The 25,247-nt window shown below is 65.4% G+C and carries 20 protein-coding genes; 11 read left to right on the top strand and 9 right to left on the bottom strand.

What is annotated here, in order from left to right; translation table 11 throughout:
- The first annotated feature begins 89 nt into the window (after positions 1–89).
- The 6 genes from A5892_RS20360 to A5892_RS17795 are packed head-to-tail and all read left to right on the top strand — an operon-like array spanning position 90 to position 10,454.
- Positions 90–422 carry a hypothetical protein gene (locus A5892_RS20360; protein WP_150123597.1) on the top strand — a complete coding sequence of 111 codons (333 nt, stop codon included), beginning with the start codon at positions 90–92 and terminating at the stop codon, positions 420–422.
- Between the two features lie 57 nt (positions 423–479).
- Positions 480–803: a hypothetical protein gene (locus A5892_RS20840; RefSeq protein WP_223302725.1), complete on the top strand. Its 324-nt coding sequence runs from the start codon at positions 480–482 to the stop codon at positions 801–803.
- Positions 800–4,861, top strand: a complete 4,062-nt coding sequence (gene bcsA / locus A5892_RS20835; protein ID WP_263281387.1) for a UDP-forming cellulose synthase catalytic subunit — start codon at positions 800–802, stop codon at positions 4,859–4,861. The genes A5892_RS20840 and bcsA overlap by 4 nt, the downstream gene beginning before the upstream one ends.
- Complete coding sequence (locus A5892_RS17805; protein WP_064123927.1) at positions 4,858–8,985, top strand: cellulose biosynthesis protein BcsC; 4,128 nt, start codon at positions 4,858–4,860, stop codon at positions 8,983–8,985. The genes bcsA and A5892_RS17805 overlap by 4 nt, the downstream gene beginning before the upstream one ends.
- A complete protein-coding gene (gene bcsD / locus A5892_RS17800) occupies positions 8,972–9,436 on the top strand; it encodes a cellulose biosynthesis protein BcsD (RefSeq protein ID WP_082890545.1) in 465 nt (154 codons plus the stop codon). Before A5892_RS17805 ends, bcsD begins: the two co-directional genes overlap by 14 nt.
- Positions 9,429–10,454 (top strand): glycosyl hydrolase family 8, encoded by a 1,026-nt coding sequence (locus A5892_RS17795; RefSeq protein WP_064123926.1) that lies wholly within the window; start codon positions 9,429–9,431, stop codon positions 10,452–10,454. The genes bcsD and A5892_RS17795 overlap by 8 nt, the downstream gene beginning before the upstream one ends.
- A 53-nt stretch (positions 10,455–10,507) precedes the next feature.
- Here A5892_RS17795 and A5892_RS17790 read toward each other — a convergent pair whose 3' ends face one another.
- Genes A5892_RS17790 through A5892_RS17770 form a run of 5 tightly spaced genes read right to left on the bottom strand, consistent with a single transcriptional unit; the run spans position 10,508 to position 14,167 of the window.
- On the bottom strand, positions 10,508–10,726 hold the full coding sequence (locus tag A5892_RS17790; RefSeq protein WP_027348575.1) for a TOBE domain-containing protein: 219 nt from the start codon (positions 10,724–10,726) through the stop codon (positions 10,508–10,510).
- 33 nt (positions 10,727–10,759) lie between these two features.
- Positions 10,760–11,590: an ABC transporter ATP-binding protein gene (locus tag A5892_RS17785; protein WP_064123925.1), complete on the bottom strand. Its 831-nt coding sequence runs from the start codon at positions 11,588–11,590 to the stop codon at positions 10,760–10,762.
- 48 nt (positions 11,591–11,638) lie between these two features.
- The gene (gene ssuC / locus A5892_RS17780; RefSeq protein ID WP_064123924.1) at positions 11,639–12,448 is read right to left on the bottom strand and encodes an aliphatic sulfonate ABC transporter permease SsuC; all 810 of its coding nucleotides are present in this window, start codon (positions 12,446–12,448) and stop codon (positions 11,639–11,641) included.
- Positions 12,449–12,479: 31 nt separating this feature from the next.
- A complete protein-coding gene (locus A5892_RS17775; RefSeq protein WP_064123923.1) occupies positions 12,480–13,070 on the bottom strand; it encodes an NAD(P)H-dependent oxidoreductase in 591 nt (196 codons plus the stop codon).
- A 29-nt stretch (positions 13,071–13,099) separates the two neighbouring features.
- Positions 13,100–14,167 carry a sulfate ABC transporter substrate-binding protein gene (locus tag A5892_RS17770; protein WP_064123922.1) on the bottom strand — a complete coding sequence of 356 codons (1,068 nt, stop codon included), beginning with the start codon at positions 14,165–14,167 and terminating at the stop codon, positions 13,100–13,102.
- A 266-nt stretch (positions 14,168–14,433) separates the two neighbouring features.
- Between A5892_RS17770 and pstS the strand changes: the two genes are divergently transcribed.
- The 4 genes from pstS to pstB all read left to right on the top strand — a co-directional run bounded on the left by pstS (position 14,434) and on the right by pstB (position 18,304).
- Positions 14,434–15,483 carry a phosphate ABC transporter substrate-binding protein PstS gene (gene pstS, locus A5892_RS17765; protein ID WP_064123921.1) on the top strand — a complete coding sequence of 350 codons (1,050 nt, stop codon included), beginning with the start codon at positions 14,434–14,436 and terminating at the stop codon, positions 15,481–15,483.
- A 100-nt stretch (positions 15,484–15,583) separates the two neighbouring features.
- Positions 15,584–16,525, top strand: coding sequence for a phosphate ABC transporter permease subunit PstC (pstC, locus tag A5892_RS17760; protein WP_082890544.1), 942 nt, complete (start codon positions 15,584–15,586; stop codon positions 16,523–16,525).
- Positions 16,526–16,562: 37 nt separating this feature from the next.
- Positions 16,563–17,417: a phosphate ABC transporter permease PstA gene (gene pstA / locus A5892_RS17755; protein WP_027348570.1), complete on the top strand. Its 855-nt coding sequence runs from the start codon at positions 16,563–16,565 to the stop codon at positions 17,415–17,417.
- Between the two features lie 2 nt (positions 17,418–17,419).
- A complete protein-coding gene (gene pstB / locus A5892_RS17750) occupies positions 17,420–18,304 on the top strand; it encodes a phosphate ABC transporter ATP-binding protein PstB (protein WP_082890543.1) in 885 nt (294 codons plus the stop codon).
- Positions 18,305–18,367: 63 nt separating this feature from the next.
- Here pstB and A5892_RS17745 read toward each other — a convergent pair whose 3' ends face one another.
- From A5892_RS17745 to A5892_RS17735, 3 genes are all read right to left on the bottom strand, one after another.
- Positions 18,368–19,084, bottom strand: a complete 717-nt coding sequence (locus tag A5892_RS17745) for a phosphatase PAP2 family protein (protein WP_064123920.1) — start codon at positions 19,082–19,084, stop codon at positions 18,368–18,370.
- Positions 19,085–19,305: 221 nt separating this feature from the next.
- Positions 19,306–22,149 carry a valine--tRNA ligase gene (locus A5892_RS17740; protein WP_064124598.1) on the bottom strand — a complete coding sequence of 948 codons (2,844 nt, stop codon included), beginning with the start codon at positions 22,147–22,149 and terminating at the stop codon, positions 19,306–19,308.
- Between the two features lie 148 nt (positions 22,150–22,297).
- On the bottom strand, positions 22,298–23,308 hold the full coding sequence (locus tag A5892_RS17735; RefSeq protein WP_064123919.1) for an AI-2E family transporter: 1,011 nt from the start codon (positions 23,306–23,308) through the stop codon (positions 22,298–22,300).
- A 226-nt stretch (positions 23,309–23,534) separates the two neighbouring features.
- Here A5892_RS17735 and A5892_RS17730 point away from each other — a divergent pair, with 226 nt between their 5' ends.
- The gene (locus A5892_RS17730) at positions 23,535–24,182 is read left to right on the top strand and encodes a TenA family protein (protein WP_064123918.1); all 648 of its coding nucleotides are present in this window, start codon (positions 23,535–23,537) and stop codon (positions 24,180–24,182) included.
- Between the two features lie 9 nt (positions 24,183–24,191).
- Here the strand turns inward: A5892_RS17730 and A5892_RS17725 are convergent, their stop codons facing one another.
- Positions 24,192–25,139 (bottom strand): isopenicillin N synthase family dioxygenase, encoded by a 948-nt coding sequence (locus A5892_RS17725; RefSeq protein WP_064123917.1) that lies wholly within the window; start codon positions 25,137–25,139, stop codon positions 24,192–24,194.
- Between the last annotated feature and the right edge of the window lie 108 nt (positions 25,140–25,247).

The following is a 25,247-nucleotide window of genomic DNA, read 5'->3' as shown; positions in this document are numbered from 1 at the left end:
CGCGTTTTTCATGCATTCAGGAGCGTGGGGATGGTCTGTATGGGCGTTCCAGTCGAGTAACTTCATAAGTCACCGGGGAAGGGGGGACGATGAAGGATAGTGATTTGGCCGAATTCTGGCGGCGTACCGGATTGGACGAACGTCATTACTATCGCCGGGCCTGGACGGATGTGATGCCACCCGCTGTCGTCCCTGATCGAGCACCGTCGCCGAGCGTCGAGTCTTCTGCAAGGATCGATGCGCTTTCAACCCGCGCCGTGCCTATAGCCAATACGCCGTCACAGCCCGACGCCGTACCGGTTCGCGGGTCTTTCGTCTTCAATCGAGAACTGCTCGCAGATGCCGAGGACGTTGAGCCGACAGCGGAAGATACGCCGCTGGAGACGCTCCTCGAACGTATAGCCCTGAACCGCTCTCGCTGACGCGACGCTGCCTGCTCGCGCCAGCCTCCGGTCCCTCGCACTCGGGAAGTTCCGATCTTGACCCATTCCTTGCCGTTCAAGGCGATGGCGACGCTGGTCGCGCTCGCCACTCTACCGGTGCTCGCCATTGGCATCACTGCGCCGATGAGCCTCCACTATCAAGCCGCCTTCGGAATGCTCAGCATTCTGGTCATGCTGATATTCTCTCGCTGGCTGGAGCGATCGAAGGGACTGTCGATCTTCCTGCTGCTGCTTTCTGCGCTGGTATCGAGCCGCTATCTCTACTGGCGGGCCACTGAAACCCTCGAGTTCGACGATCTGCTCAGCGCGGTGTGCGGCTATCTGCTCTTCGCCGCCGAGATCTACGCCTGGGGATCTTGATCTTAAGCTACCTGCAGACCATCTGGCCGCTCGAACGGCGCAGCACGCCGTTGCCTTCGAATCTCGATGAGTGGCCGACGGTGGACATCTACGTCCCGAGCTACAACGAGAGCCTGGACATGGTGCGCGATACCCTGCTCGCGGCCCAAGGCATCGACTATCCGCCCGAGAAGATGCGGATCTATCTGCTCGATGATGGGCGCCGGGAGGAGTTCCGGCGCTTCGCCGAGGAGGCGGGAGTGGGCTACGTCACTCGCACGGACAATGCCCACGCCAAGGCCGGCAATCTCAACCATGCCCTCGGCTACACTTCCGGTGAGCTGATCACGGTGTTCGACGCCGACCACGTACCCACCAGGGGCTTCCTGCAGGCCACGGTGGGTGGTTTTCTCGAAGACTCCAAGCTTGCCCTGGTGCAGACCCCGCACTTTTTTTATTCGCCGGATCCGTTCGAACGCAATCTCAGCGTCGGTGAGGAGATCCCCCGCGAGGGCGAAATGTTCTATGGCCCGGTGCAAAAGGGCAACGATTTCTGGAATGCGACGTTCTTCTGCGGCTCCTGCGCGGTGATCCGGCGTTCCGCGCTCGAGGAGATCAAGGGCTTCGCGGTCGAGACTGTCACCGAGGATGCCCATACCGCGCTGCGCTTGCAGCGCAATGGCTGGAACACGCGCTACCTGGCGTTGCCGCTGGCGGCGGGGCTCGCCACCGAGCGGCTGTCGCTGCACATTGGCCAGCGCATGCGCTGGGCGCGGGGCATGTCGCAGATACTGCGTCTCGACAACCCGCTGCTCGGCCGAGGACTGCAGCCGATGCAACGGCTTTGCTATCTCAGCGCGATGCTGCACTTCCAGTTCGGGTTGCCGAGGGTCATCTTCCTGCTCGCGCCACTTGCCTATCTGTTGCTCGGTGCCAACGTGATCGCCTCTTCGGCGGCGATGATCCTGGTATATGCCTTTCCGCACCTGTTCCACTCGGTCTATCTCAACTCTCGGATCAACGGTCGGGTGCGCTACAGCTTCTGGGCGGAAATCTACGAAACGGTACTCGCCTTCAGCCTGATCCGCCCGACCCTGCTCACCTTGATCAGCCCCAAGCGCGGCAGCTTCAACGTCACCGACAAGGGCGGCATCCTGCCCGAGGGGCTGTTCGACGCCAAAGCGGTCCTGCCGCACCTGATCAGCATCGTGCTGCTGTTCGTCGGGCTGTTCTCGGGGGTGATACGGCTGGTGTGGAACGACTACTTCGAGATCGAGCGCGGGGTCATGCTGCTCAATATCTTCTGGGCCGGTTTCAGCCTGATCGCGCTGTTCGCCGCGGTGGCGGTGGCGCGGGAGACGCGCCAGCGTCGCAGTAGCGTGCGGGTGCCGGTGAAGATCCCGGTGGCGTTGATCTATCCCGATGGCGAGCGCAGCGAAGCGATGACCCGCAACCTTTCGATGGGCGGGGCGATGGTCGATATTCCGCTGGAGCAGCGCCGCGTGGGCCAGCCCGTTCAGATCGAGCTGATCGGCGACGGTTTCCGGCTGCGTCTCGATGTCGAGCAGCGCGGCGCCAACCAGCGCGTGCTGCGCTTTTCCTTCCTCTCGATGGGGGTCGACCAGCGTCGACTGCTGGTCAGAACGGTGATGGGGCGCGCCGATGCCTGGCTGTCCGAGCACCAGGTAGCCCCTGACCGGCCGATGCGCTCGCTTTGGGACGTCATCCGCGCGATCTATGGGCTGTTCTCGCGCTCCTGGCAGAACAAAGAGAACCTGGCCAATGGGGAGCGTTTCTCGCGCTGGGGAGGGCGTCTACTGCTGGTGGTCTTCCTGCTGGCGCTGAGCTTCGTGGTTACCCGCACGGTATTCGCCCAGCCGCTGCCCTCGCCCGGCTTCGACGCCGAGGGCAATCTGCAGGTGGTTTCGCCCGAGCAGCAGCCGACCACCGCCGACGCGCAGCAGGTCGAGGCGTTGCGCTTCGACGAACTCTCCGACGGCGGCTTGACGCTGTATGGCAATCAGGCGATCGCCGGGCTCGATTTCCCGATTCGGGCCGACCGCTTGGTGACCACGGCCCAGCTGCGCCTCTCGGTGCGCCACTCGCGTACGCTCTACTCCACCGAAGGTGGGCTCGAGGTGATGCTCAACGGGGTATCCATCGGCCGGCTGCCATTCGCCCGTACCGACGAGCTTTTCTTCACCGCTGAGCTGCCGATGGATCCGACGCTTCTGGCCTCGGACAACGTGCTGACCTTCCGCGTGCTGTCGGAGCATGGCGAGAGTTGCCAAGGAACGTTGGACGACAGCCTCTGGGTCCAGGTAGGGGCGAGCAGCGTGATCGAGACGCGCACGCGCCGGCTGCCGCTGGCCTCCGACCTGTCGGTGCTGCCGCTGCCGTTCTTCGATCCGGCGATCCGCACCAGGGTGCTGCTGCCGGTGATGTTCGGCACCGCGCCCAGCGATGACACGCTGCGTAATGCCGCGCTGCTCGGCTCCTACTACGGCGGTCTGAGCGGGTTTCGCGGTGTGCGCTTCGCGGTGTTCCGAGACAGTTTCCCCGACGGGGATGCGATCGTCCTGCCTGAGCCCGACGGCCGAGTGGCGGGAATGCAGCTGGCCTCTGTACAGGGGCCTGAGCTGCGGATGATCGACAACCCTCGCAACCCCACCTACAAGCTGCTGCTGGTGCTCGGGCGCACCGCAGAGGAGCAGCGCATCGCCTTGATGCGGCTGTTCGACGAGCAGCGCCCCTTGCGTGGCGAGCGGCAGCTGATTTCCGCGGATGCCCCGGTCGTGCAGGGCGATGGTACTCCTCACTGGGTCGATACCCAGGCGCCGGTGTCGCTGAGTCGGCTCGAAGGGGGAGAGGCGCTGCGGGTGGAGGGCGTCTTTCCGCGGGTGATCAACTTAAGCTTCCGCGCTACCCCCGATATCTTCCTGTGGCCGGGGGACCGAATTCCGCTCAATCTCGACTATCGCTTTCCCGAGGGTGATTGGATCGATGAGCAGCGCTCCACCCTCGATGTCACCCTCAATGGTCAATACCTGGGCTCGCTGCCGATGCGCCAGCGTGGGCTGATGTCGAAGGTGCGCGAACTGCTCGGAGAGTCTCTGCGTCAGGAGCGAGGTGTGATCGAGCTGCCCCCCGCGCTGATCTACGGCATCAACCGTTTGACGCTCTATTTCAACCTGCATCCTCGTAGCTCTCTCGATCCCTGCGAAAGCGGGGTGCCGACCCAGGTGATCAGCCGGGTGCTGCCTTCGTCGAACATCGACATGAGCCAGACCTATACGTTCACCGAACTCCCTAACCTGGCGTTCTTCGTCGGCGCTGGTCTGCCATTCACTCGCCAGCCTGGGCTCGAGCACAGTGCGGTGATCCTCGATCCGTCTCCCGACGACGACCAGCTCGCCGCTCTGCTCACCCTGATGGGCCGGATTGGCGATGCCACCGGCAACCTGGCCAGCAAAGTCGAGATCGGACGCGGCGAGCCGGGGCTTTCGCGCTTCGCCGACCGCGATTTGATGGTGCTGGCCGACAGCCAGGCGCAGTGGTTGCCGGCACTGCTCTCCGCCGGACCGCTCGAGCTGCGCGACGATCGCTTCTCGATGCAACCGGTCGCCTGGTGGAAGCATATCGCCTGGCTGTTCGATGGAGATTTCGATCGGCGCCCGAGCGCTGCCAAGCGCGCGCTCGACGGCGCCGAGCATCAGCGACTGCTCGCGGCCTTTTCCTCTCCCTTCACGCCGGGGCGTTCGGTAGTGCTGTTCGGCGTCCAGCCCGGTGTCTCGCTCAATGCGCTGGTCGATGGTCTACGCCAGCAGAGCGTCGCCAGTGCGATCACCGACGATCTGGCATTGATCGATGCCAACCTCAACGTCGAGGCTTTCCATGTCGCCGACCGTTACACCCAGGGGAGTTTGCCCTGGTACATGCTGGTGCGCTGGTACTTCGGCGAACGTCCGCTGCTGCTGATCGTCGCGATCGGTATCGCGCTGCTCGCTTGTACACCACTGATCCATTCGGGCCTGAAAGCGCGCGCTGCCCGTCGTCTGGGGGGCGAAAAGGGGAAATGAAACTTCGCTGGCTACTGCTGTTGCCCACCTTCTTCTCGATGGTCGAGAGCGCATCGGCGCAGGACGCGGCCGCCGTCGTGCCTGCCACGAGTGGATCGGCCACGCTCGATGCGCTGTTCCGGCAATCGGACTACTGGCGCCAGCGCAATCGCGAGGATCTGGCCCTGGATGCGCTCAATCGGGTGCTCAGGGTCGACCCCGACAACGCCGAGGCGCTGTTTTTGCTAGCTCAGCTGGCACTTGAATCCGGCGATACCGAGGGCTACCAGCGCTGGCGCGCCCGGCTCGAGGAGGTCGATGACGGCAGGCTGCTCGCTCAGCTCGACCAGGAACGCCGTGGCGCCGATGTATCCGCCGATCGGCTCGAGCAGGCGCGCGCAGCGGCCCGTGAAGGTAATACCGAGGTGGCGCTGGAGCGCTATCGGTCGCTATTCGGTGGCGGTGCACCGCCGGAGAGGTTCGCGCTCGAGTACTACCAGACCCTGGCTGGCTCGGCGCAGGGCTGGGAGGAGGCGCGTACGGGGCTGGAAGACTACCGTCGGCGCCATCCGGCGGATGAGAACGCCGAGTTCGCGCTCGGGCAGGTGCTGACCTACCGCGAGGAGACCCGACGGGAAGGGATCGCGAACCTGATGCGGCTGAGCGGCAACGACCGCGAGCGCGCACGGGCGATTCGCCAAGCCTTGCTGTGGCTGGATGCCGATATCGACGACAAGCCGCTGTTCGATGCGTATCTGACCCACAACCTGATGGATACCGATGTGCGTGATCATTTCCTGCGCTCGGTGGCCGAGGAGACGCTCGCCGACCCGCTGGCGCAGGAGCGCCAGCGCGGCTTCGCCGCCCTGGAGGCGGGCAGTAGCAACGCGGCCGCAGCGGCTTTCCAGCGGGTGATCGAGGCGCGGCCGAACGACGTCGACGCGCTCGGCGGGCTTGGTATCAGCCAGCTGCGCGCGGGCCAGTTCGCCCGCGCCCGCGACTCCCTCGGTAGGGCGATGCAGCTCGATCCGTCAAGCGCCGAACGCTGGCGGGCGGCTTTCCGCTCGGCGAGCCTTTATGCCGATCTCGCCGAGGCGCGTCGCCTGGCCGAAGGCGGAGACGCTACCGCGGCACTGGCCCGAGTGGCGCCGCTCACCCGCGAAGGTGGCGATGGGGGCCGCGCCGCACGCTCGTTCGAGGCTCAGCTGCTGCTCGATCAGCAGGAGTTCTCGCTCGCCGAGCAGCGCTACCGCGCAATGCTCGCCCAATCGCCCAACGATGCCGACGCCCGGGTGGGGTTGGTCAACGCTCTGCGCGGCCAGTCGCGCTGGCAGGAGGCGCAGCAGCTTGCTGCGCAGCTGCCCGAGCAGCAGCGCCAGCGGCTCGGCGATCCGAACCGAGCCCAGGTCGACGAGCTGCGCGAGCTGGCGCGACAAGCGGCCGAGCGTAATGATCTCGGTGGCGCCCAGACGGCGCTCGAGCAGGCGCTGGCGCTGCTCCCCGACGACCCCTGGACCCGGCTCGACCTGGCCCGGATCTACGATCGCCAGGGCCATCCCTACCAGGCAAGCTTCACCATGATGCCGCTGATCGGCAGCCAGACCAGCGATGAGCGGCTCTATGCCGCGGCGCTTTTCGCCAGCGAGCAGTCGCGTTGGGACGATGCCGAGCGGCTGATTGGTCGCATCCCGGTCGAACGTCGAGACCCGGCTGCGCTGCAGCTCGCCGAGCGGATCGCGATCGAGGGCAAGCTCGCGGCGATCCGCGACCAGAGCGATCCGGGGCGGGCTCGACAGGCACTGATGGCGCTCTATCGCGAGCCGCCCGCCGACCCGGCCGAACTGGGCAGTGTGGCGCTGGCATTCAGCGATCTCGGCGATGATGGGCTGGCGCTCGATCTGGTGCGTGGCAACCTCGGCCGCGGGCTCCAGGTGCCGGTGGACCGCTACTACAACCACATCGTGGTGCTCGGGCGCTCGGGGCAGGGGCTGGAGGCCGAGGAGCTGCTGCGCAGCTTCGCCCAACTGCCGGGGCTGAGCGCCGCCGACCGAGACTCGATCGAGACGCAGCGCAATGCGCTGGCACTCGCCGTGGCCGAGCGGCTGCGCGCCGACGGCGATCTCGCCGGAGCATACGATCAGCTCGCCGCGCGCCTGAGCGTCGCCCCGCAGGACCGTGATCTCCAGCTGGCGCTGGGCGATCTCTATCTTGGTGGCGACAAGGCGCGCGATGCCGAGCTGGTCTATCGCTACGTGCTCGGTCGCACGCCCAGCGACCAGCGCGCGCTCGCCGGCGCGGTCAACGCAGCGCTCGCGCTCGGCGAACCGGAGCGGGCCGAGGCACTGTTGCTCGAACGCGCTCCGCTGGAGTCGCCGGAGCTCGTGATTCTCGCCGCCCGCACCGCCCAGGCCCAGGGGCGCGACGACGAGGCGATCCGACTGCTCGAACAGGTCCGCGAACGCAACCTCGCCACGCGCCGGCCGCTGGTGGCTGCCGACCCGCTCGGTGGGGTGCTCGGGCTCAATGCCAATCCGTTCCGCTCCGAGTCGGCGCGCAACTCCGCCCCGACGGCCTTCGTCTCGGCTGAGGCGCGGCAGTTGAGCGAGGTCGATCGCCTGCTCGCTGAATGGCGAAGAGCGCGCGGGATCGAGATCGAAGCGTCGACGGATTTTCGCCTGCGCAGCGGCGAGCAGGGGCTCAGCGAGCTCACCGGGATCGGCCAGACCACCCGCTTCGGCGTGCCCCTCGCTCGAGGGCGGCTGGAACTCGCCCTGTCGCCGGTCTACATCAGTGCGGGCTCCGCTTCTTCCTCTTCGGCCAGCCGGTTCGGCAGCAATGCCCTGGTTGACGGTATCGACAATCTCAACACTGCGCTTGGCGGCGTCGATGAGCTGCTCGGCGAGATCCAGTCGTCGGCCACCGCAGTGACCAACGCCCTTGCGCTGCTCGAAGCCGCCGAGGCCGAGGAGTATCCCTCGACCACCCAGATCGCCAGCCTGCGCAACAGCTATGAAGCGGCACTGAGCAACTACGAAGACGCCATGGGCCGCAACGTGCTGTGGGAGGCGGGGATACGCTTCGCTTCGTTGAGCGATGAGCAGCTGACGCTTTTGTCCGACTTCGCCGGGGTCGATCTGGATCCGTCGGCATTCGATATCTCGAGCTGGACGCCGGAGGAGTTCGCCGCCAACCGTGAAGCCCTGGCGAGCAGCATCGAAGCGTTGCAGAGCAGCCTTTCCAGCCGCTTCGCCGCTGCCGCGCGCGGTGCGCGCAGCCCCGCTTCGCTGCACGACAGCGGCGTCGGTCTCGAACTTGCCTACAAGATCGGTGACTGGCGCTTCGATGCCGGCAGCACGCCGCTCGGCTTCGAGCAGAGCAATCTGGTCGGTGGGATCCGCTGGCAGCCGCAGATCGCCACCGACACCCGGCTGACCCTCACCGCCGAGCGTCGCGCGGTATCCGACAGCGTGCTCTCCTACGCCGGCGTCAAGGACCCGGTAACCGGCGAGACCTGGGGTGGGGTGACCAGAACCGGCGGCCAGGCGATGGTCAGCTACGATGACGGCGAGCTGGGGTTCTATGCCGGCGGCGGCGGTTACCACTACAGCGGCGAGAACGTCCAGAGCAACAGCTCGCGCAACCTGTCTCTCGGCGCCTACGTGCGGCCGATCAACGAGGAGCATCGCAAGCTGCAGGTCGGGGTCAACCTGGGCTATCAGGATTTCGACCGCAACAGCAACCATTTCACCTACGGCCATGGCGGTTACTTCAGCCCCCAGGACTACATCAACCTGGCCTTTCCGGTGAGCTTCACCGAGACGCGCGGCAAGTTCAGCTATATCCTCGAAGCGGCGCCTGGGTTGCAGAGCTTCGACCAGGAGGGAGCGGATTACTTCCCCACCGACGCGCGCAGCCAGCGCGCGCTCGAAGCGATGGAGACCGCGGGGCTGGTGTCTTCATCGCGCTACGATGGCGAGTCGACCTCGGGCTTCGGCGTCAACCTCGGTATGGGGGTCGACTATCGGCTCTCCGAACAGCTGACGCTGGGCGGCAAGCTGGGTTACGACACCTTTGGCGATTACAGCGAAAGCAGGGGCATGCTTTATCTCAACTACCGGCTGGGAGGCGGGGATGGCGCAAAGTGAAGCAGCGTTGGCCGAGACGATCAGCCGCTACCATGCCGATCGGCGTCGGCAGGGCGGCTGGCTCGAGCTCGTCGCGCTGCTCGGTGACGAGCTCTGCGCCTCGGTCGGCGAGGAGGACGCCGAGGCGTTCTTCCGCCATGTCGGCAGCTGCCTGGCGGATCGCCAGCCGTTGCCGAGCCAGGGCACCCTGGGCGAGCTCGAGGCGGCGCTCAATCGCCTGCTGGCCGAGCTCGACTGGGGGTTCTGCCGGCTGAGCGCGAAGAGTGACGCGATCCTGATCCAGCATTATGAACTGCCGTCGCCGCGATCACCGGCACCCAGCTGGGAGAGACTGTCGACGGCGCTGTTGTCGGGGCTTTTCGAAACTTGGATCAACGGACAAGGCGGCAGCGCTAGGGTGACCGCACTGGCTGAAGTAGAGGCCGGTGGGCGAGCGTTCAGTTATGGCTAGTTGCCTGCAACGGTTGCTAAGGCCGTTCTCGCTGCTGCTGGGCCTGCTGTTCGTGGCCGGCAGCGCCCAGGCCGATATGGACGACCCTGGCTGGCGCGATTTTCTCGCACGCTTCGTGGTCGATGGCCGGGTGATCGATACCGCCAACCGGTCGATCAGCCATACCGAGGGGCAGGGGTGGAGCATGCTGCTCGCCGTGCACCACGGTGATCGCCAAACCTTCGACCAGCTCTGGCGCTGGACCGAGGATCATCTGGCACGGCGCGACGTAGCGCTTTACTCATGGCGCTTCGACCCGACGACGACACCATCGGTGAGCGATCCTAACAATGCGAGCGACGGCGATTTGATGATCGCCTGGGCGCTCGACCGCGCGGCCCAGCGCTGGGGGGGAAAGGCCTATGCGGTGCGCAGCGCCGAAGTCCGCACCGCGATCGGCACGAACCTGGTCCGCGACTTTGCCGGCAGCAAGGTCCTGCTGCCGGCGATGGATGGATTCGAGCACCCCGATGGCCTGGTGATCAATCTCTCCTATTGGGTGATTCCCGCCTTCAAGCGTTTCGCCGAGCTCGAACCCCAAGGCCCCTGGCTTGCGCTGGTGGAGAGCGGTGGGAAACTGCTCGCGCGCGCGCAGTTCGGCGCCCAGAAGCTTCCCGCCGACTGGCTGCGTCTCGATCCTCGCGGTGGGTTGAGCCCGGCCGAAGGCTGGCCGCCTCGCTTTGGCTTCGAGAACATCCGCGTGCCGCTCTATTTCAGCTGGGGCAACCAGCGCGGCATCGGCACCCTGGAGAACATCGCGGTGTTCTGGAGTCGTCAGGCGTTGCCGCCCGCTTGGGTCGATGTGACCAGCGGAGAGCGCGCTCCCTACCCCCTTTCCGAGGGAGGGAGGGCGATCAAGGCGTTGCTGATTGGTGACCCCGATGGGGTGCCGCAGGTCGCAGGGCAGGACGAAAACTACTATTCGGCCATTTTGCTCCAGCTGGTGCGGGTCGCGCTGCACGATCTCGGCGTGAGCTGAACCTCGCTGCTCGGGTTCGCCTCAGGCCGGCTGAAAGCGCCTGAAGGATGAGGTCAGAGCCTTGCCAAGGCCACCTCGGTGGCCTTGACGAAGGCCAGCACCGGGCTGCCGACGGCGAGCTCGAGCTCGCGTACCGAACGGGTGGTGATCACCGAGGTGACGATACCGTGAGGGGTTTCGACATCGATCTCGCTGAGCACGTCGCCTTCATGGATGTGCTTGATCCGGCCGCGGAACTGATTGCGCGGGTTGAGTGCGGGTTCGGATGACATATGACGACTCCTTGAATGGTGGGAAAATCGGGTTCAGATCGCGATCGAGGCGGGCTCGATGCTGGTGATCGAGGCGTCGGTGCCGGCGTCGGCGCTGTCGCGCTCTTCACCGGTCAGCCGCTCGAGCAGCGCCGCCTCGTAAGCGACCAGACGCGGGTCGGTGGGCGAGCGCGGCCGAGGCAGCTCGATTTTGAGGTCAAGATCGATCCGGCCGTGGTCGAGCAGGATCACCCGGTCGGCCAGGGTCACCGCTTCCGAGACGTCGTGGGTGACCAGCACCAGGGTGAAGCCATGCTGGCGCCACAGCCGCTCGATCAGCCGGTGCATGCTCGAACGGGTCAGGGCATCCAGGGCGCCCAGCGGTTCGTCGAGCAAGAGCAGCTGCGGGCTGTGGGCCAGTGCGCGGGCCAGCGAGACGCGCGAGCGCTGGCCGCCGGATAGCTGGGAGGGCCAGTCCTTTTCACGCTCGCCGAGGCCGACCTCGGCCAGCGCTGCCCTGGCGAGCTGGCGATCGACGCCGAGTGCTGCGTTGTCGAGTACCCGCTTCCACGGCAGCAGCCTGGGCTCCTGGAACATCAGCCGGATCTCCCGGATCCGCTGGGAGAGCGGGGCACCGCGCCAGGAGAGCGTGCCGCCATCGGCCTGGTCGAGTCCGGCGAGCAGCCGCAGCAGGGTCGACTTGCCGCAGCCGCTGCGCCCGATGATCGCCACCACCTCACCTTCCTTGATCTCCAGATCGAGATTCGAAAGCACCGGGGTGTCGCCGAAGCTGCGCTCGACGCCTTGCAGCCTCAGCGCGACCGGTGCGAGCGCCTCGGCGGTCGCCGGTTCGGGCCGGCGCAGATAGGAAACGGAAGGGCTCATCGTTATCTCCTCGCCCGTGCGGGCATCAGTCGAATCGGTGGACGGACGTCAGCGGGTGCGCTTGGGCTGAAAAGCCGGGTGCCAGCGTAGCCACCAATGCTCCAGGCTCTTGGCGAGCAAGTCGGCGAGCTTGCCGAGCAGTGCATAGAGCAGGATCGACAGCAGTACCACGTCGGTCTGGAGGAACTCACGAGCGTCCATGGCGAGATAGCCGAGCCCATCGGTGGCGCTGATCGTCTCGGCGACGATCAGGGTCAGCCACATCAGTCCCAGGGCGAAGCGGGCCCCGACCAGAATCGACGGCAAGGCGCCGGGCAGTATCACCTGCCAGAACAGGCTCGGTCCGCGCAGGCCATAGCTTCTGGCCATCTCGATCAGCTGTGGGTCGACGTTCCTGATCCCGTGGTAGGTGTTGAGGTAGACCGGGAACAGGGTGCCGAGGGCGACGAGGAATATCTTCGCCGTCTCGCCGATCCCGAACCACAGGATCACCAGCGGGATCAGCGCCAGGTGAGGGACGTTCCTGATCATCTGCAGGCTGGTGTCGAGCAGCTGCGAGGCGGTACGCGAGAGCCCGGTGAGAAAGCCCAGCGCGAGCCCCAGCCCGCCGCCGATCGCGAAGCCGATCAGCGCTCTTTGGGCGCTGGCCCACAGGTGATGGGGCAGCGAGCCGTCGAGGGTGAGCCGCCAGCCGGCCTCGATCACCGCCGAGGGCGCCGGCAGCACTCGCGCCGAAAGCCAGCCGCGATCGGCGGCGAGCTCCCAGGCAGCGAGCAGTAGCAGCGGCAGCAGCCAGGGAATGAGCAGGTCGAAAGCGGCGCTCAGCGAGCGGTTTGTTTGGGAACGTGGCGAAGCCATCGATCTTTCTCCTCTACGAACGAATCCTGCTTCATAACGCCAGCCGCGAAGTCCAGGCGGCGTGGAGGACGCTGCTGTGGGGACCCGCGAGCTGGACCAGGAAGTGTTCCAGCGCTTCCTCGAGGCGGGCTGCGAGCGGCGGTTCGAAGCGATAGCCGATAGTCCTGCCGCGGTCGTCCTTGCGCGAAGGTAGCTCGGCACTCGCGGTGTAGACGCTGGCGCCGAGCAGGGTCGCCTTGAGATTGCGCAGGATTGGCGCGAGCGCATGCTCCGCGGCCTGTACGCTGGCCGCGGAGCCGCCGCTTGCGAGCACCAGTGCGGGGCGTCCGCGCAGGTGGCGTTCGGGAATCACCTCGAGCAGCGATTTGGTCAGCGCGGTGATCGAGCCGGTGTAGACCGGCGTGGCGATGATCACCCCCCGGGCGCGGTCGACCTTGGCCAGATAGTCGCGAATCGCGGGGTCGGAAGTGTCGACCCCGAGCAGCGCAGCGGCGCTGAACTGTTCCAGGCGGACATGATCGCAGTCGATCCCGAGCGCCTCGAGGCGCTCGGCCAGATGCTCGGCGAGCGCAGAGGAGCGCGACGGGGCTGATGGGCTGCCGTGGATCACGACGACGTGCATGTGCTGCTCCTAAAAAACGGTGTCGAGGTTCAACGACGGAAGATCTGGTCGAACACCCCGTTGTCGCCGAAGTGCTGGCTCTGGGCTTGGTTCCATCCGCCGAAGACGTCGTCGATGGTCACCAGGTCGAGCTCGGGAAAGCGGGCCAAGTCCTCGGCCGGTACGCCTTCCGGGTTGCGCGGACGGTAGTAGTGGGCGGCAGCGATGCGCTGTCCCTCGGTGGAGTAAAGGTGCTCGAGATAGGCGCGGGCGGCGCGTTCGGCGGCTTCGCCCTTGCGCGAGACGTTGCGTTCGACCAACGCCACCGGCGGCTCGGTGAGGATGCTCAGGCTTGGAGCAACGAGTTCGTACTCCCCTTCACCGAGTTCCTCGGTGGCGAGAAAGGCTTCGTTCTCCCACGCCAGCAGTACGTCACCCTGACCGCGCTGGATGAAAGTGTTGGTCGAACCGCGCGCGCCGCTGTCGAGTATCGCCACGTTGGCGTAGAGCTTGGAGACGTAGTCGCGGGCATAGTCCTGAGCGGCGGCGACTTCTTGTTCGAAGGCCGGGTCGTCGAGCTTGGACAGGTCGCCGAGCTGCTGCTTGAGCGCCCAGGCCCAGGCGGCGAGGTAGTTCCAGCGGGCACCGCCCGAGGTCTTGGGATTGGGGGTGATCACCGAGACGTCGTCTCGAATCAGGTCGTCCCAGTCATGGATGCCCTTCGGGTTTCCCTTGCGTACCAGGAACACGATGGTCGAGGTGTAGGGAGTAGAATTGTCGGGCAGCGCCTGCTGCCAGTCCTCGGCCACACCGCCGTCGCGCTGTGCGATCGCATCGATGTCGTAGGCCAGCGCGAGGGTGACTACGTCAGCGGGGGCGCCTTCGATCACACTGCGCGCCTGGCTGCCGGAGCCGCCGTGGCTCGTTTGCACGGTGACGTCGTCGCCGCTTTGGCCTCGGTACCACTCGCGGAAGGCGGCGTTGTAGTCCTGGTAGAGTTCCCGGGTGGGATCATAAGAGACGTTGAGCAGGGTGATGTTCTCGGCCCGCGCGCCTTCGGGCAGGATGAGTGCGGCGGCCAGGGCGAGAGGAATGATCAGCGATGGACGAAACGACATTTGGGGCTCCCTGAGGACAAAGCGATGCGGCGCTTCGAAGGCCGCGCAGTGGGAGCAGGTTAGGGGCTTCTTTAATAACCACTAAATACAGAGTTTTGGTTTTGTTATTCTCGTGTGGAATATCTCGGCGTCCTCGTCATGCCAACGCCACGTCGGTGACACAAAACTGACATATGGCGTTGATAGGGTAGCACCACGTCGGAGGCATCCGCTCCGTCCACACTTGCCAGTTCTTTCTAGTGTCAGCTCTCCCTTGGAGATCACGAATGCTCAAGCGCACCTCTTTGCTGTTCGCCGCCACGCTGGCCCTTGGCGTTTCCGTGCAGGCCCAGGCGCAGTCCTCGACGATCACCGGTGCTGGCGCGACCTTCCCTTACCCGGTCTACTCGCAGTGGGCGGATGACTACCAGGATGAAAGCGGTGTCGGCCTCAACTACCAGGCGATCGGCTCCGGTGGCGGGATTCGCCAGATCACCGCGGGTACCGTGACCTTCGGCGCCTCCGACGCACCGCTCTCCGCCGAGCAGCAGGAGCGCGATGGGCTGGTGCAGTTTCCGATGATCATGGGGGGCGTGGTGCCGGTGATCAATGCGGATATCCCCGCCGGTGAGCTCAAGCTCGATGGTGAGACGCTCGCGGCGATCTATCTCGGTGAGATCCAGCGCTGGAACGACGAGCGCATCGCTGCGCTCAACCCGGAGCTTGAGCTGCCTGACACCCGGATCACCCCGGTCTATCGCTCCGATGGCTCGGGCACCAACTTCCTCTTCACCCACTACTTGAGCCAGGTCAGTGAAGAGTTCGCCAATACCGTCGGCGAGGGCAACTCGGTGGCATGGCCCAGTGGGGTCGGCGCCCAGGCCAACGGTGGGGTCGCCGCCCAGGTGGGTAACGTCAGGGGGGCGATCGGCTACGTCGAATACGCTTATGCCAAGCAAAACGATCTCAACGCCGTGCAGCTCGAGAACAGCGATGGCCAGTACGTAGCACCGAGCGCGGAGAGCTTCGCCGCCGCCGCCGCCAACGCCGACTGGTCGAATTCGCCTGGTTTCGCACTGGTGCTGACCAACCAGCCTGGCGAGCAGAGCTGGCCGATCACCGGGGTTTCGTACATCCTGATGCACAAGCAGGCGAGCAACGCGGCCGCTTCTCGCAGTGCGCTCGAGTTCTTCGATTGGGCCTACGCCAATGGTGAAGCGGCGGCCAATGCGCTGGACTACGTCAGCATGCCCGACAACGTGGTCGAATTGGTCAAGGCCAACGTATGGTCACAGATCCAGGCCGACGGCCAGCCGGTCTGGGCCGGGGCCGAGTAAACAGGCTGTGCCGCCGGGACGCGCAGGCTGCGCGTCCCGGCGCTATCGTAGTGCCACTTAGTTGGCGCAGGGGAGACAAGCATCCAATGGGTAGTCAGCCATGAGTAGCGAGCAGAGCCGCTCCGACCAGCCGCATCATCTCGGCGCCAATCGCCGCGAGCTGCGGCTTTTGGCCCGCAATGGCATGATCGACCGCTGGTTCGAGCGTGGCACCTGTAGTTTCGCGGTACTGGTGCTGGCGCTGTTGGGCGCGATCATGCTGTCTTTGTTGATTTCGGCCTGGCCTGCGCTCGCCACCTACGGTGTGGACTTCTTCACCCAGACCCGCTGGTCGGCCAACCAGGAGGTATTCGGCGCCTGGCCTGCGATCTACGGCACCTTGGTGACTTCGCTGATCGCGGTGGCGATCGCGGTACCGGTCTCGTTCGGGATCGCGATCTTCCTCACCGAGAAGTGCCCGGCAGCGCTGCGCCGGCCGCTCGGCGTCACCATCGAGCTGCTCGCCGGCATTCCCTCGATCATCTACGGGATGTGGGGGATCATGGTGCTCGGGCCATTCCTGCAGTGGCTCGCGCCTGAGCTGTTCCCCGCCGGCACCGGCCTTGCCACCGCCGGGATCATCCTCGCGGTGATGATCATTCCCTTCATCACCGCGATCACCCGCGATGTGATGTCCACCGTGCCTTCGGTGACCCGCGAGTCGGCCTATGGGCTCGGCTGCACCACTTGGGAGGTGGTGCGCAGCGTGATCTTCCCCTCGGTGCGCGGCGGGCTGGTCGGCGGGGTCATCCTCGGTCTTGGCCGGGCGCTCGGCGAGACCATGGCGGTGGCCTTCGTGATCGGCAACAACCTGTTCCTCAATCCGACGCTGACCGGGCAGGGAACCTCGATCGCCGCGCTGATCGCCAGCCAGTTCCCCGAGGCCGATGGCATCCAGCGCTCGGCGCTGCTCGCGCTCGGACTGGTGCTGTTTTTGATCACCTTCGTGGTGCTTGCGATCGCGCGCTACATGCTGATGCGCATCGAGCGCCGCGCACCTTGATCCTGATCCTCACCCTGACCCCGTATCGGACGATAAGATGAGAAACGAGAATTCCGTCTACCGCCGCCGCCGGCTGATCAACCGTTCGATCATGACGCTCTGCGTCAGCGCCGCGGTGTTCGGTATCGTCTGGCTGCTGCTGATCCTGTTCACCCTGGTGTGGCAGGGCACCACCGCGCTGTCGCTCGAGGTGTTCACCGAGCGTACCCGGATGTCCGGCGGCGGGCTCGGCAATGCGATCATCGGCAGCCTGATCATGACCGTCGGCGGTACCGTGGTCGGCACCATCGTCGGGATCGCGGCGGGTACCTGGCTTGCCGAGTACGGCGGGCGATCCAGGCTCGCTACGGTCATCCGCTTCATCAACGACGTGCTGCTGTCGGCACCCTCGATCATCATCGGGCTGTTCATCTACGCTGTGGTGGTGCTGCCGATGGGGCGCTTTTCCGGCTGGGCCGGGATCGCCGCGCTCGCCGTGATCATCATCCCCGTGGTGATCCGCTCCACCGAGGACATGCTGAAGCTGGTGCCCAATACCCTGCGGGAAGCCGCGTCGGCCCTCGGTGCCCACCGCTGGTGGGTAGTGGTGCGGGTCTGCTACAGCGGCGCCCGCGCGGGGATCATCACTGGCGTACTGCTGGGCTGCGCGCGGATCAGCGGCGAGACCGCGCCGCTGATCTTCACCTCGCTGAATTCGAACCAGTGGAACTTCTTCAATCTCGGCAGTGAAATGCCCAACCTGCCGATGACGCTCTACCAGAACATGACGATCAACTCGTTCATCCCCCGACAGGTCGAGCTCGCCTGGGCCGGTGCGTTGATCCTCACTGCCGCCATCCTGATTCTCAACATCATCGCGCGCATCGTGTCGCGAGAGTCGAACAAGAGGTAGTCATGTCCTCATCCAACCTCAATGACGAGTCCAACCTGCCGGCCGGTGCGCAGGCGACGGCTGGCGAGAGACCGACCCTCGCCAAGCCTCGGCTACGCTCGCCGAGTGGTGAGACGACGGTCGATGTCGCGACCCAGGCCAAGCTCGAGGTCGAAGGGCTCAATTTCTACTATGGCCAGTTCCACGCGCTGAAGGACATCAGCATGACGGTGCCCGCCAACCGGGTGACCGCTTTCATCGGTCCTTCCGGCTGCGGCAAGTCGACCCTGCTGCGCTGCTTCAACCGTATCCACGATCTTTATCCGGGGATGCGCACCGAAGGCAAGCTGCTGCTCGACGGCCAGGACATCAACGATGGCAAGGTCGACGTCAACCTGCTGCGGGCGCGGATCGGAATGGTGTTCCAGCGTCCGACCCCGTTCCCGATGTCGGTGTTCGACAATATCGCCTTCGGGGTCAAGCTCTACGAGCGGCTTTCCGCCCGTGAGATGGCCGAACGGGTCGAATGGGCGCTGCGCAAGGCGGCGCTTTGGGACGAGGTCAAGGACAAGCTGCGCCAGAGCGGCCAGGCCCTCTCCGGTGGCCAGCAGCAGCGCCTGTGCATCGCCCGCAGCATTGCGATCAAACCCGAGGTGATCCTGCTCGACGAACCGACCTCGGCGCTCGACCCGATCTCGACCGGCTACATCGAGGACCTGGTCAACGAGCTCAAGCAGGACTACACCATCGTCATCGTCACCCACAACATGCAGCAGGCCGCGCGAGTCTCCGACATGACCGCCTTCATGTACCTGGGCGAGCTGATCGAGTACGACCGCACCTCGAAGATCTTCACCCATCCGGGCAACAAGCGCACCGAGGATTACATCACCGGCCGCTACGGCTGATTGCCCGGGCCGCCGATGCTGGAAAAACGCCGGCGCCCCTCGTGGGGCGCCGGCGTTTAGCATTCAGCGCGAGAACGGTAGGTCGAGCCGGCTGGCGAGGCGCTCTATGGCGGCTACCGCCCCGGGGGCCAGGGGCGTGAGCAGTAGCCACGGCAGCAGTAGCAGAGAGATCGAAAGCGACCCCATGAATACGTCCTCGAGCCAATGTCCGCCCGCGATGATCCGCGGCAGGCTGAACAGCGGGATCATCGCTGCGGCGAGGATGGCGCAGGGGCGGTCGGCGAAGCGCATCATGAAGGCGGCGAAGACCATCAGCATCATGCCGTGGTCGCCAGGGAAGCTGTTGCCCGCGGTGTCCTTGGTGGAGAAGTTCACCAGTTGGGTGGTGAGGTTGACCGGTTCACCGAGCGACTGGAAGTAGAGCGTCGGGCTCGGGTGCCCGTAGGGTAGCTCGTTATTGATCAGGGCGATCACGCCGGCCGAGAACAGCATCACGAAGCCGACTCCGAACCAATGCCAGAGCCGTCCCTCGCGCTGGTCGCGGCTGACCGCGAGCAGCAGTACCGCGACCATCACCAGAAAGGAGATGGCGTCGAATGTCCGCGTGTTGAGCGCTGCGACCAGATTGACCCAGCCGAGGTTGTCCGCGGTCAGCGTCTGGTTGAAAGCGTGGAACACCCAGGCGTTGAGCGCCGGCCAGAAAGGGGCCAGGGTCTGCCACCAGCTTAGCAGCAGCAGCAGGCCGATGAGGTTGAGCAGCAGGATGGGTCTGAGCGACATGGCGGATCCGGGTGGGTCTCGAGGTCGAAAAAAGCCGCCATGGCAGCGCGGCGTCGCCATGGCGGCCAGCTGGACGCGCGAAGCGTCGAGTAAGCCGAAGGTCTAGTCTAGTAGAATATTTCCTTAATGAAAACACTGTTCGATTATGCTCGTCAGCCGCAATCGACGCGCCCCATCGCGCTCTCACGCGATGGGGCGTCGATCTGCATGGCGGCTGGTGGCTAGAGAGACTCGATCTTGGCGCGTTGGTCGCCGAGCAGGGCGATCGCCTGCTGCGCCTCGTCAAGGCGCGCACGTTCCTTCTCGACCACCGCGGCCGGCGCCTTGGCGACGAAGCCTTGGTTGCCGAGCTTGCGCTGGATGCCGTCGACCAGCTTGCGCTGCTGCTCGAGCTGCTTGTCGAGACGGCTGAGTTCGGCATCCTTGTCGATCAGCCCGGCCATCGGTACCCGTACCTCGAGTGCCCCGACGCTCGCCAGCGCGGACACCGGCACGTCGGCGGGCTCGGTGAACACCACGCTTTCGAGCTTGGCGAGCTTTGCGAGGAAGCGCTCGTTCTCCGCCAGGCGGCGGCGATCCTCGGCATCGCCGCCGCAGAGATAAAGCGGCAGCCCCTTGCCCGGCGCTATGTTCATTTCGGCGCGGATGTTGCGCACCGCATTGATCACTTGCTTGAGCCATTCGATGTCGTCGACCGCGCGCTGGTCGGTCTTGTCATCGTCGGCCACCGGCCAGGCCTGGGTCATGATCGAGGCATCGGCTTCGAGCGCGCGGCCGGCGAGCGGTGCGACCCGCTGCCAGATCTCCTCGGTGATGAACGGCATCATCGGGTGAGCCAGGCGCAGGATGGTCTCGAGCACCCGTACCAGGGTGCGCCGGGTGCCGCGCTTGAGTTCGAGGCTCGCCTCGTCGTCCCACAGCACCGGCTTCGAGAGTTCGAGGTACCAGTCGCAATATTCGTTCCAGACGAACTCGTAGAGCGCTTGGGAGGCATGGTCGAAGCGATACTCGTCGAGCGCTCGGGTGAGCTGGGTCTCGACCTGCTGCAACCGCGAGATGATGTAGCGATCGGCGAGACTGAGCTCGACCGGTTCACCCTGCTGGCCGCAGTCCTCGCCTTCGGCGTTGGAGAGTACGTAGCGCGCAGCGTTCCACAGTTTGTTGCAGAAGTTGCGATAGCCGTCGAGGCGGCCCATGTCGAACTTGATGTCGCGCCCGGTCGATGCCAGCGACAGATAGGTGTAGCGCAGCGCATCGGTGCCGTGGGGCTCGATGCCATCGGGGAATTCGCTACGGGTTGCCTTGGCGATCTTGTTCGCCTTCTGCGGCTGCATCATGTTGCCGGTGCGCTTGTCGACCAGCGAGTCGAGCTCGATACCGTCGATCAGGTCGATCGGGTCGAGCACGTTGCCCTTCGACTTCGACATCTTCTGGCCCTGGCCATCGCGCACCAGGCCATGGACATAGACGGTCTCGAACGGCACTTGGCCGGTGAACTTGAGCGTCATCATGATCATCCGGGCGACCCAGAAGAAGATGATGTCGAAACCGGTGACCAGCGCGCTGGTCGGATGGAAGGTCGCAAGCTCCGGGGTCTTTTCCGGCCAGCCGAGGGTGGCGAAGGTCCAAAGCGCAGAGCTGAACCAGGTGTCGAGTACGTCATCGTCCTGGCGCAGCGCGACATCGGCGTCGAGTCCGTACTTCTCGCGCGCCTGCGCTTCGCTGCGCGCCACATAGACGTTGCCCGCCTCGTCGAACCAGGCCGGGATGCGGTGGCCCCACCACAGCTGGCGCGAGATGCACCAGTCCTGCAGGTCGCGCATCCAGGCGAAGTACATGTTCTCGTAGTTCTTCGGTACGAAGCGGATCGAGCCGTTCTCCACCGCCTCGATCGCCGGCTTGGCCAGGCTTTCGACGGCGACGAACCATTGATCGGTCAAAAGCGGCTCGATCACCGTGCCCGAACGGTCGCCGCGCGGCACCTTGAGCGCATGGGGCTCGACCTTCTCGAGCAGCCCCTGGGCGTCGAGGTCCGCGACGATGCGCGCCCGTGCCTCTTCGCGCGAGAGCCCGGCGTAGGCGGAGGGCAGCGCCGAACCGAAAGCCTGCGACGGCTTGCCGGAGAAGTCATAGATCTCCGCTTCGGCGCGGATCCTGGCATCCGGCGTCAGCACGTTGATCAGCGCGCTCTGATGACGCTTGCCGACTTCGTAGTCGTTGAAGTCGTGCGCCGGGGTGATCTTCACGCAGCCGGTACCGAAGTCGCGCTCGACGTAGTCGTCCTTGACGATCGGGATCCGGCGGCCGACCAGCGGCAGCTCGACGAACTTGCCGACCAGCTGGACGTAGCGTTCGTCCTCGGGGTGCACCGCTACGCAGGTATCGCCGAGCAGGGTCTCGGGGCGGGTAGTGGCGACGATGATGTGGTCCTTGCCGTCCGCGGTGGTCGCGCCATCGGCGAGCGGATAGCGGATGTGCCAAAGCGAGCCGTGTTCATCGAAGGACTCGACCTCGAGATCGGAAATCGCGGTGAGCAGCGCCGGGTCCCAATTGACCAGCCGCTTGCCGCGATAGATCAGCCCTTCGTCATGCAGGCGCACGAACACTTCCTGGACGGCCTTGTAGAAGCCTTCGTCCATGGTGAAGCGTTCGCGCGACCAGTCGACGCTCGCCCCCATCCGCCGCAGCTGGCGGGTGATGTGCCCGCCGGACTCGGCCTTCCACTCCCATACCTTGTCGATGAACGCCTCACGGCCGAGGTCGTGGCGCGACTTGCCCTGCTCATGGGCGAGTTTGCGCTCGACCAGCATCTGGGTGGCGATCCCCGCATGATCGGTGCCGACCTGCCACAGCGTGTTGTGCCCCTGCATCCGCTTGAAGCGCACCAGGGTGTCCATCAGGGTGTCTTGGAAGGCGTGGCCCATGTGCAGGCTGCCGGTGACGTTCGGCGGCGGGATCATGATCGAGTAGGGCTGGCCGTGGCCCGAGGGCGCGAAGCGTCCGTCTTTTTCCCAGCGCTGGTACCAGCGGGTCTCGAGCAGATCGGGGCGGTAGGTCTTGTCCATCGGTTCCATGCGGCGGCTCATGATGATCTTGGAGGACGCTCGGGGAGCGAAAATAGGGGCGATTATACGCGCTTGGCCGGGCCTGCGTCGAAGCCTCGGATGGGGGCGGGCCTGCGGCGAAGCCCCCGGGGGCGAGGAGCGACGCGCCCTAGACCAGGCCGAGGGCCTTCAGCTCGTTTTTCATGTAGGCGTAGTAGACCGGGGCGGCGATCATGCCGGCGAAGCCGAAGATGGCCTCGAAGACCAGCATGGCGAGCAGCAGCTCCCAGGCGCGAGCGCGGATCTGGCCGCCGACGATACGGGCATTGAGGAAGTACTCGAGCTTGTGGATCACCACCAGGTAGCCGAGCACGCCGAGGGCGATCCAGATCGACAGCGACAGCCCGACGATGAAGATCACCGTGTTGGAGATCAGATTGCCGACCACGGGCAGCAGGCCGCAGACGAAGGTCACCACCACCAGGGTCTTGGCCAGCGGCAGATGGACACCAGCGAGGGGCAGCACCACGAGCAGGAAGATCGAGGTGAGCAGGGTGTTGATCAGCGAGATCTTGATCTGGGCGAAGACGATCTGGTGGAAGGCCGCGGTGAGGCGCATCACCCTGGTGTGCAGGGCGGCGGCGAGGGGCTTCATCTCGTTCGGCGCCGGCGTCGGCAGCAGCGCGATCACAGCGCCGAGCACCATCCCGATCAGCACGGTGACGAACAGGTGCACGGCATCGCGCCCCCAGCTCTGCAGCTGGTTGAGATGGCCGCTCAGCCAGCGTTGCAGCAGACCGTGGAAGTCCTCCGCCGAGCTCGGCAGGTAGCGCACCAGAACGCTTGGAAGCTGCTGGCGGGCCCGCTCGATCACTTCCATCATCTTGCCGAGCGTCTGGCCGGGATTGTTGACCTCATGGAGGATGAACGAGAACGCGCCGGTGAAGGCCAGGCTGAGGCCGCCGACGATCACCACGGCGAGCAGGCCGACGGCGATCCAGCGGGCGATGCGCCCGGAGATCAGGTGTTCTATCGGATGGGTCAGGCCATTGACCAGTTCGAACACCAGCAGGCCGGCCAGCAGGCTGGCGAGGAGCTTGAGTGGAAGGATCAGCAGCAGGGCAACGGCAGCGATCAACAGACTTGCAAGCTGGATACGAGAGAGAACGGGGCTATTCATCGATCGCCTTGTCGAAACTCCACGAGCGGAGGCACTGGTGACCGCGACGAGAATTCGCGGCGCGAGCTAGTCTGCCGCAGTCGCCGCTCGTGCGCCAGCGCCCGGGACGCTCGGTTGGCTCGCACGATCGAGGCCGAGGTTTGCTTGCCGGGCGCCGGGAAGTCGACGAGAGTAGGGCGCCTTGGACCCTTCATCGATTCCCGTCCGATTTCCGCCAGGAGAGCGCATGCACCTTTGCCATCGACTTCGTGACGCCGCCCAGCCGCATTGGGACGCCGCCATTCACCACCGTTTCGTCGACGAGCTGATCGAGGGGCGCATCGACGATGCCGTATTCGCCCGCTATCTGGTTCAGGACTACTGCTTCTGCGACAGCTTCGTCAGGCTGATGGGCGCCGCGGTCTGCGCCGCCGACGACGCAGACGCGCGGCTTGTGCATGCTCGCCAGCTGGCGGTGGTCGCCGGTGACGAGCACCGCTACTTCCTCGACGCCTTCGCCGCGCTCGGAGTCGAGGAGCGGGAGTGGAGATCGCCCGAGCTGGCCGGGCCGACCCGTGAGTTCATCGACTTGATGGACGAGGCCTGCGCATCCCAGGACTACGCGGTGATCCTGGTGGTGCTGGTGGTCGCCGAATGGCTCTACCTCGACTGGGCGAGTCGTGCCACCGCGCCGCTGCCGCCGCGCCCCGAGCACCATGACTGGATTAGGATCCATGCCGATGCCGAGTTCGTTCGCTGGGTCGATTTTTTGCGTGGCGAGCTCGAGCGAGTTGGCGCCGGGCGCGAGTTCGAATGCCTCAGCACGCCCTTCATCCGGGCAGCGCGGATCGAAGAGCGCTTCTTCGACATGGCGTATGACCAGGCTCGCGACTGAACGCCTGGCTCAGGAGCCCGCGCGGTGCTGGTAGGTGGCATCGAGGCGCTGCTTGAGATAGTCGGCGCAGTGGATCGGTGCATAGCGCGGTGCCTGGTCCGGGGCGATCTGGCGTGGGTCGATCAGCGTCTCCGGGTTCGGCTCCATGAAGAAGGCGATCGAGTAGCGTTCCTGAGTCGGTGCGCGCACCCGGTGGGGCGTCGAGAGGTAGACATCGTTGCTCCAACGCATCAGGCAGTCGCCGATGTTGCATACGTAGGTGCCGGGAATCGAAGGCACCTCCAGCCACTCACCGTCTCGACTACGCACTTCGAGACCGGGTACGCCGTCGGTGGCGAGCAGGGTGAGATCGCCGTAGTCGGTGTGTTCTCCGGCTCCCGCATCGTGGCGCCCGGCTTGAATGGCGGCCGGATAGTGCAGCAGGCGCAGGGTGGCGATCGGCGCGGTCAGGTGGGGCGCGAAAAATTGCTCATCGAGGCCTAGGTCGATGGCGAATCCCCGGTGGATGAGGCGGCCCAGCTCGAGGCAGTGGTCGAAGTAGCCGAGCATCCGTTCGCGCCATCCGGGCAGCGTCGTGGGCCAGAAGTTCAGCCCGCGAAAGGGTATGCCGGCGACGATGTCAGGATCGTTCGCGTCGAGTTCGAGGCCGAGATTGAAGGCCTCCTTCCGGTCGAAACCCGCTCTTGGATCGAGCCGCTCGTCGGCCATCGCCACATAGCCACGGTTATGTGGCGAGCGCTTGATCGATAGCCGCTGCTTGTCTGCCAGTGGCTGAGCGAAGAAAGCCCGGGCGTCGGCGAAAGCGGCATCGATCGTTGCTCTGGGCACGCTGTGCTCGGCGACCAGGAAGAAGCCGACTTCGCGGCTTGCCCGGCCCAGCTTGGCCGCCGCCGCATGGCGCCGGGCGGGGTCGGCGTGGGCCAATTCAGTCACCGCGATCAGCGGAAGGCTTTGCATGTCGTCGCTCCTTTTTTGCTTGGTTGTAAGCGGATCGAGCGGGCAGGTCGAGCCGGATGCGTTGCGCTCGCCTGGATGAAAATATCTACGGTTAAACTGTCGTGGCCG

Origin of the sequence: Halotalea alkalilenta (assembly GCF_001648175.1) — a bacterium.
GTDB classification, from domain to species: Bacteria; Pseudomonadota; Gammaproteobacteria; order Pseudomonadales; family Halomonadaceae; genus Halotalea; species Halotalea alkalilenta_A.
Note: the sequence above shows the minus strand (reverse complement) of the source record. Positions and strands in the feature narration are given on the sequence as shown.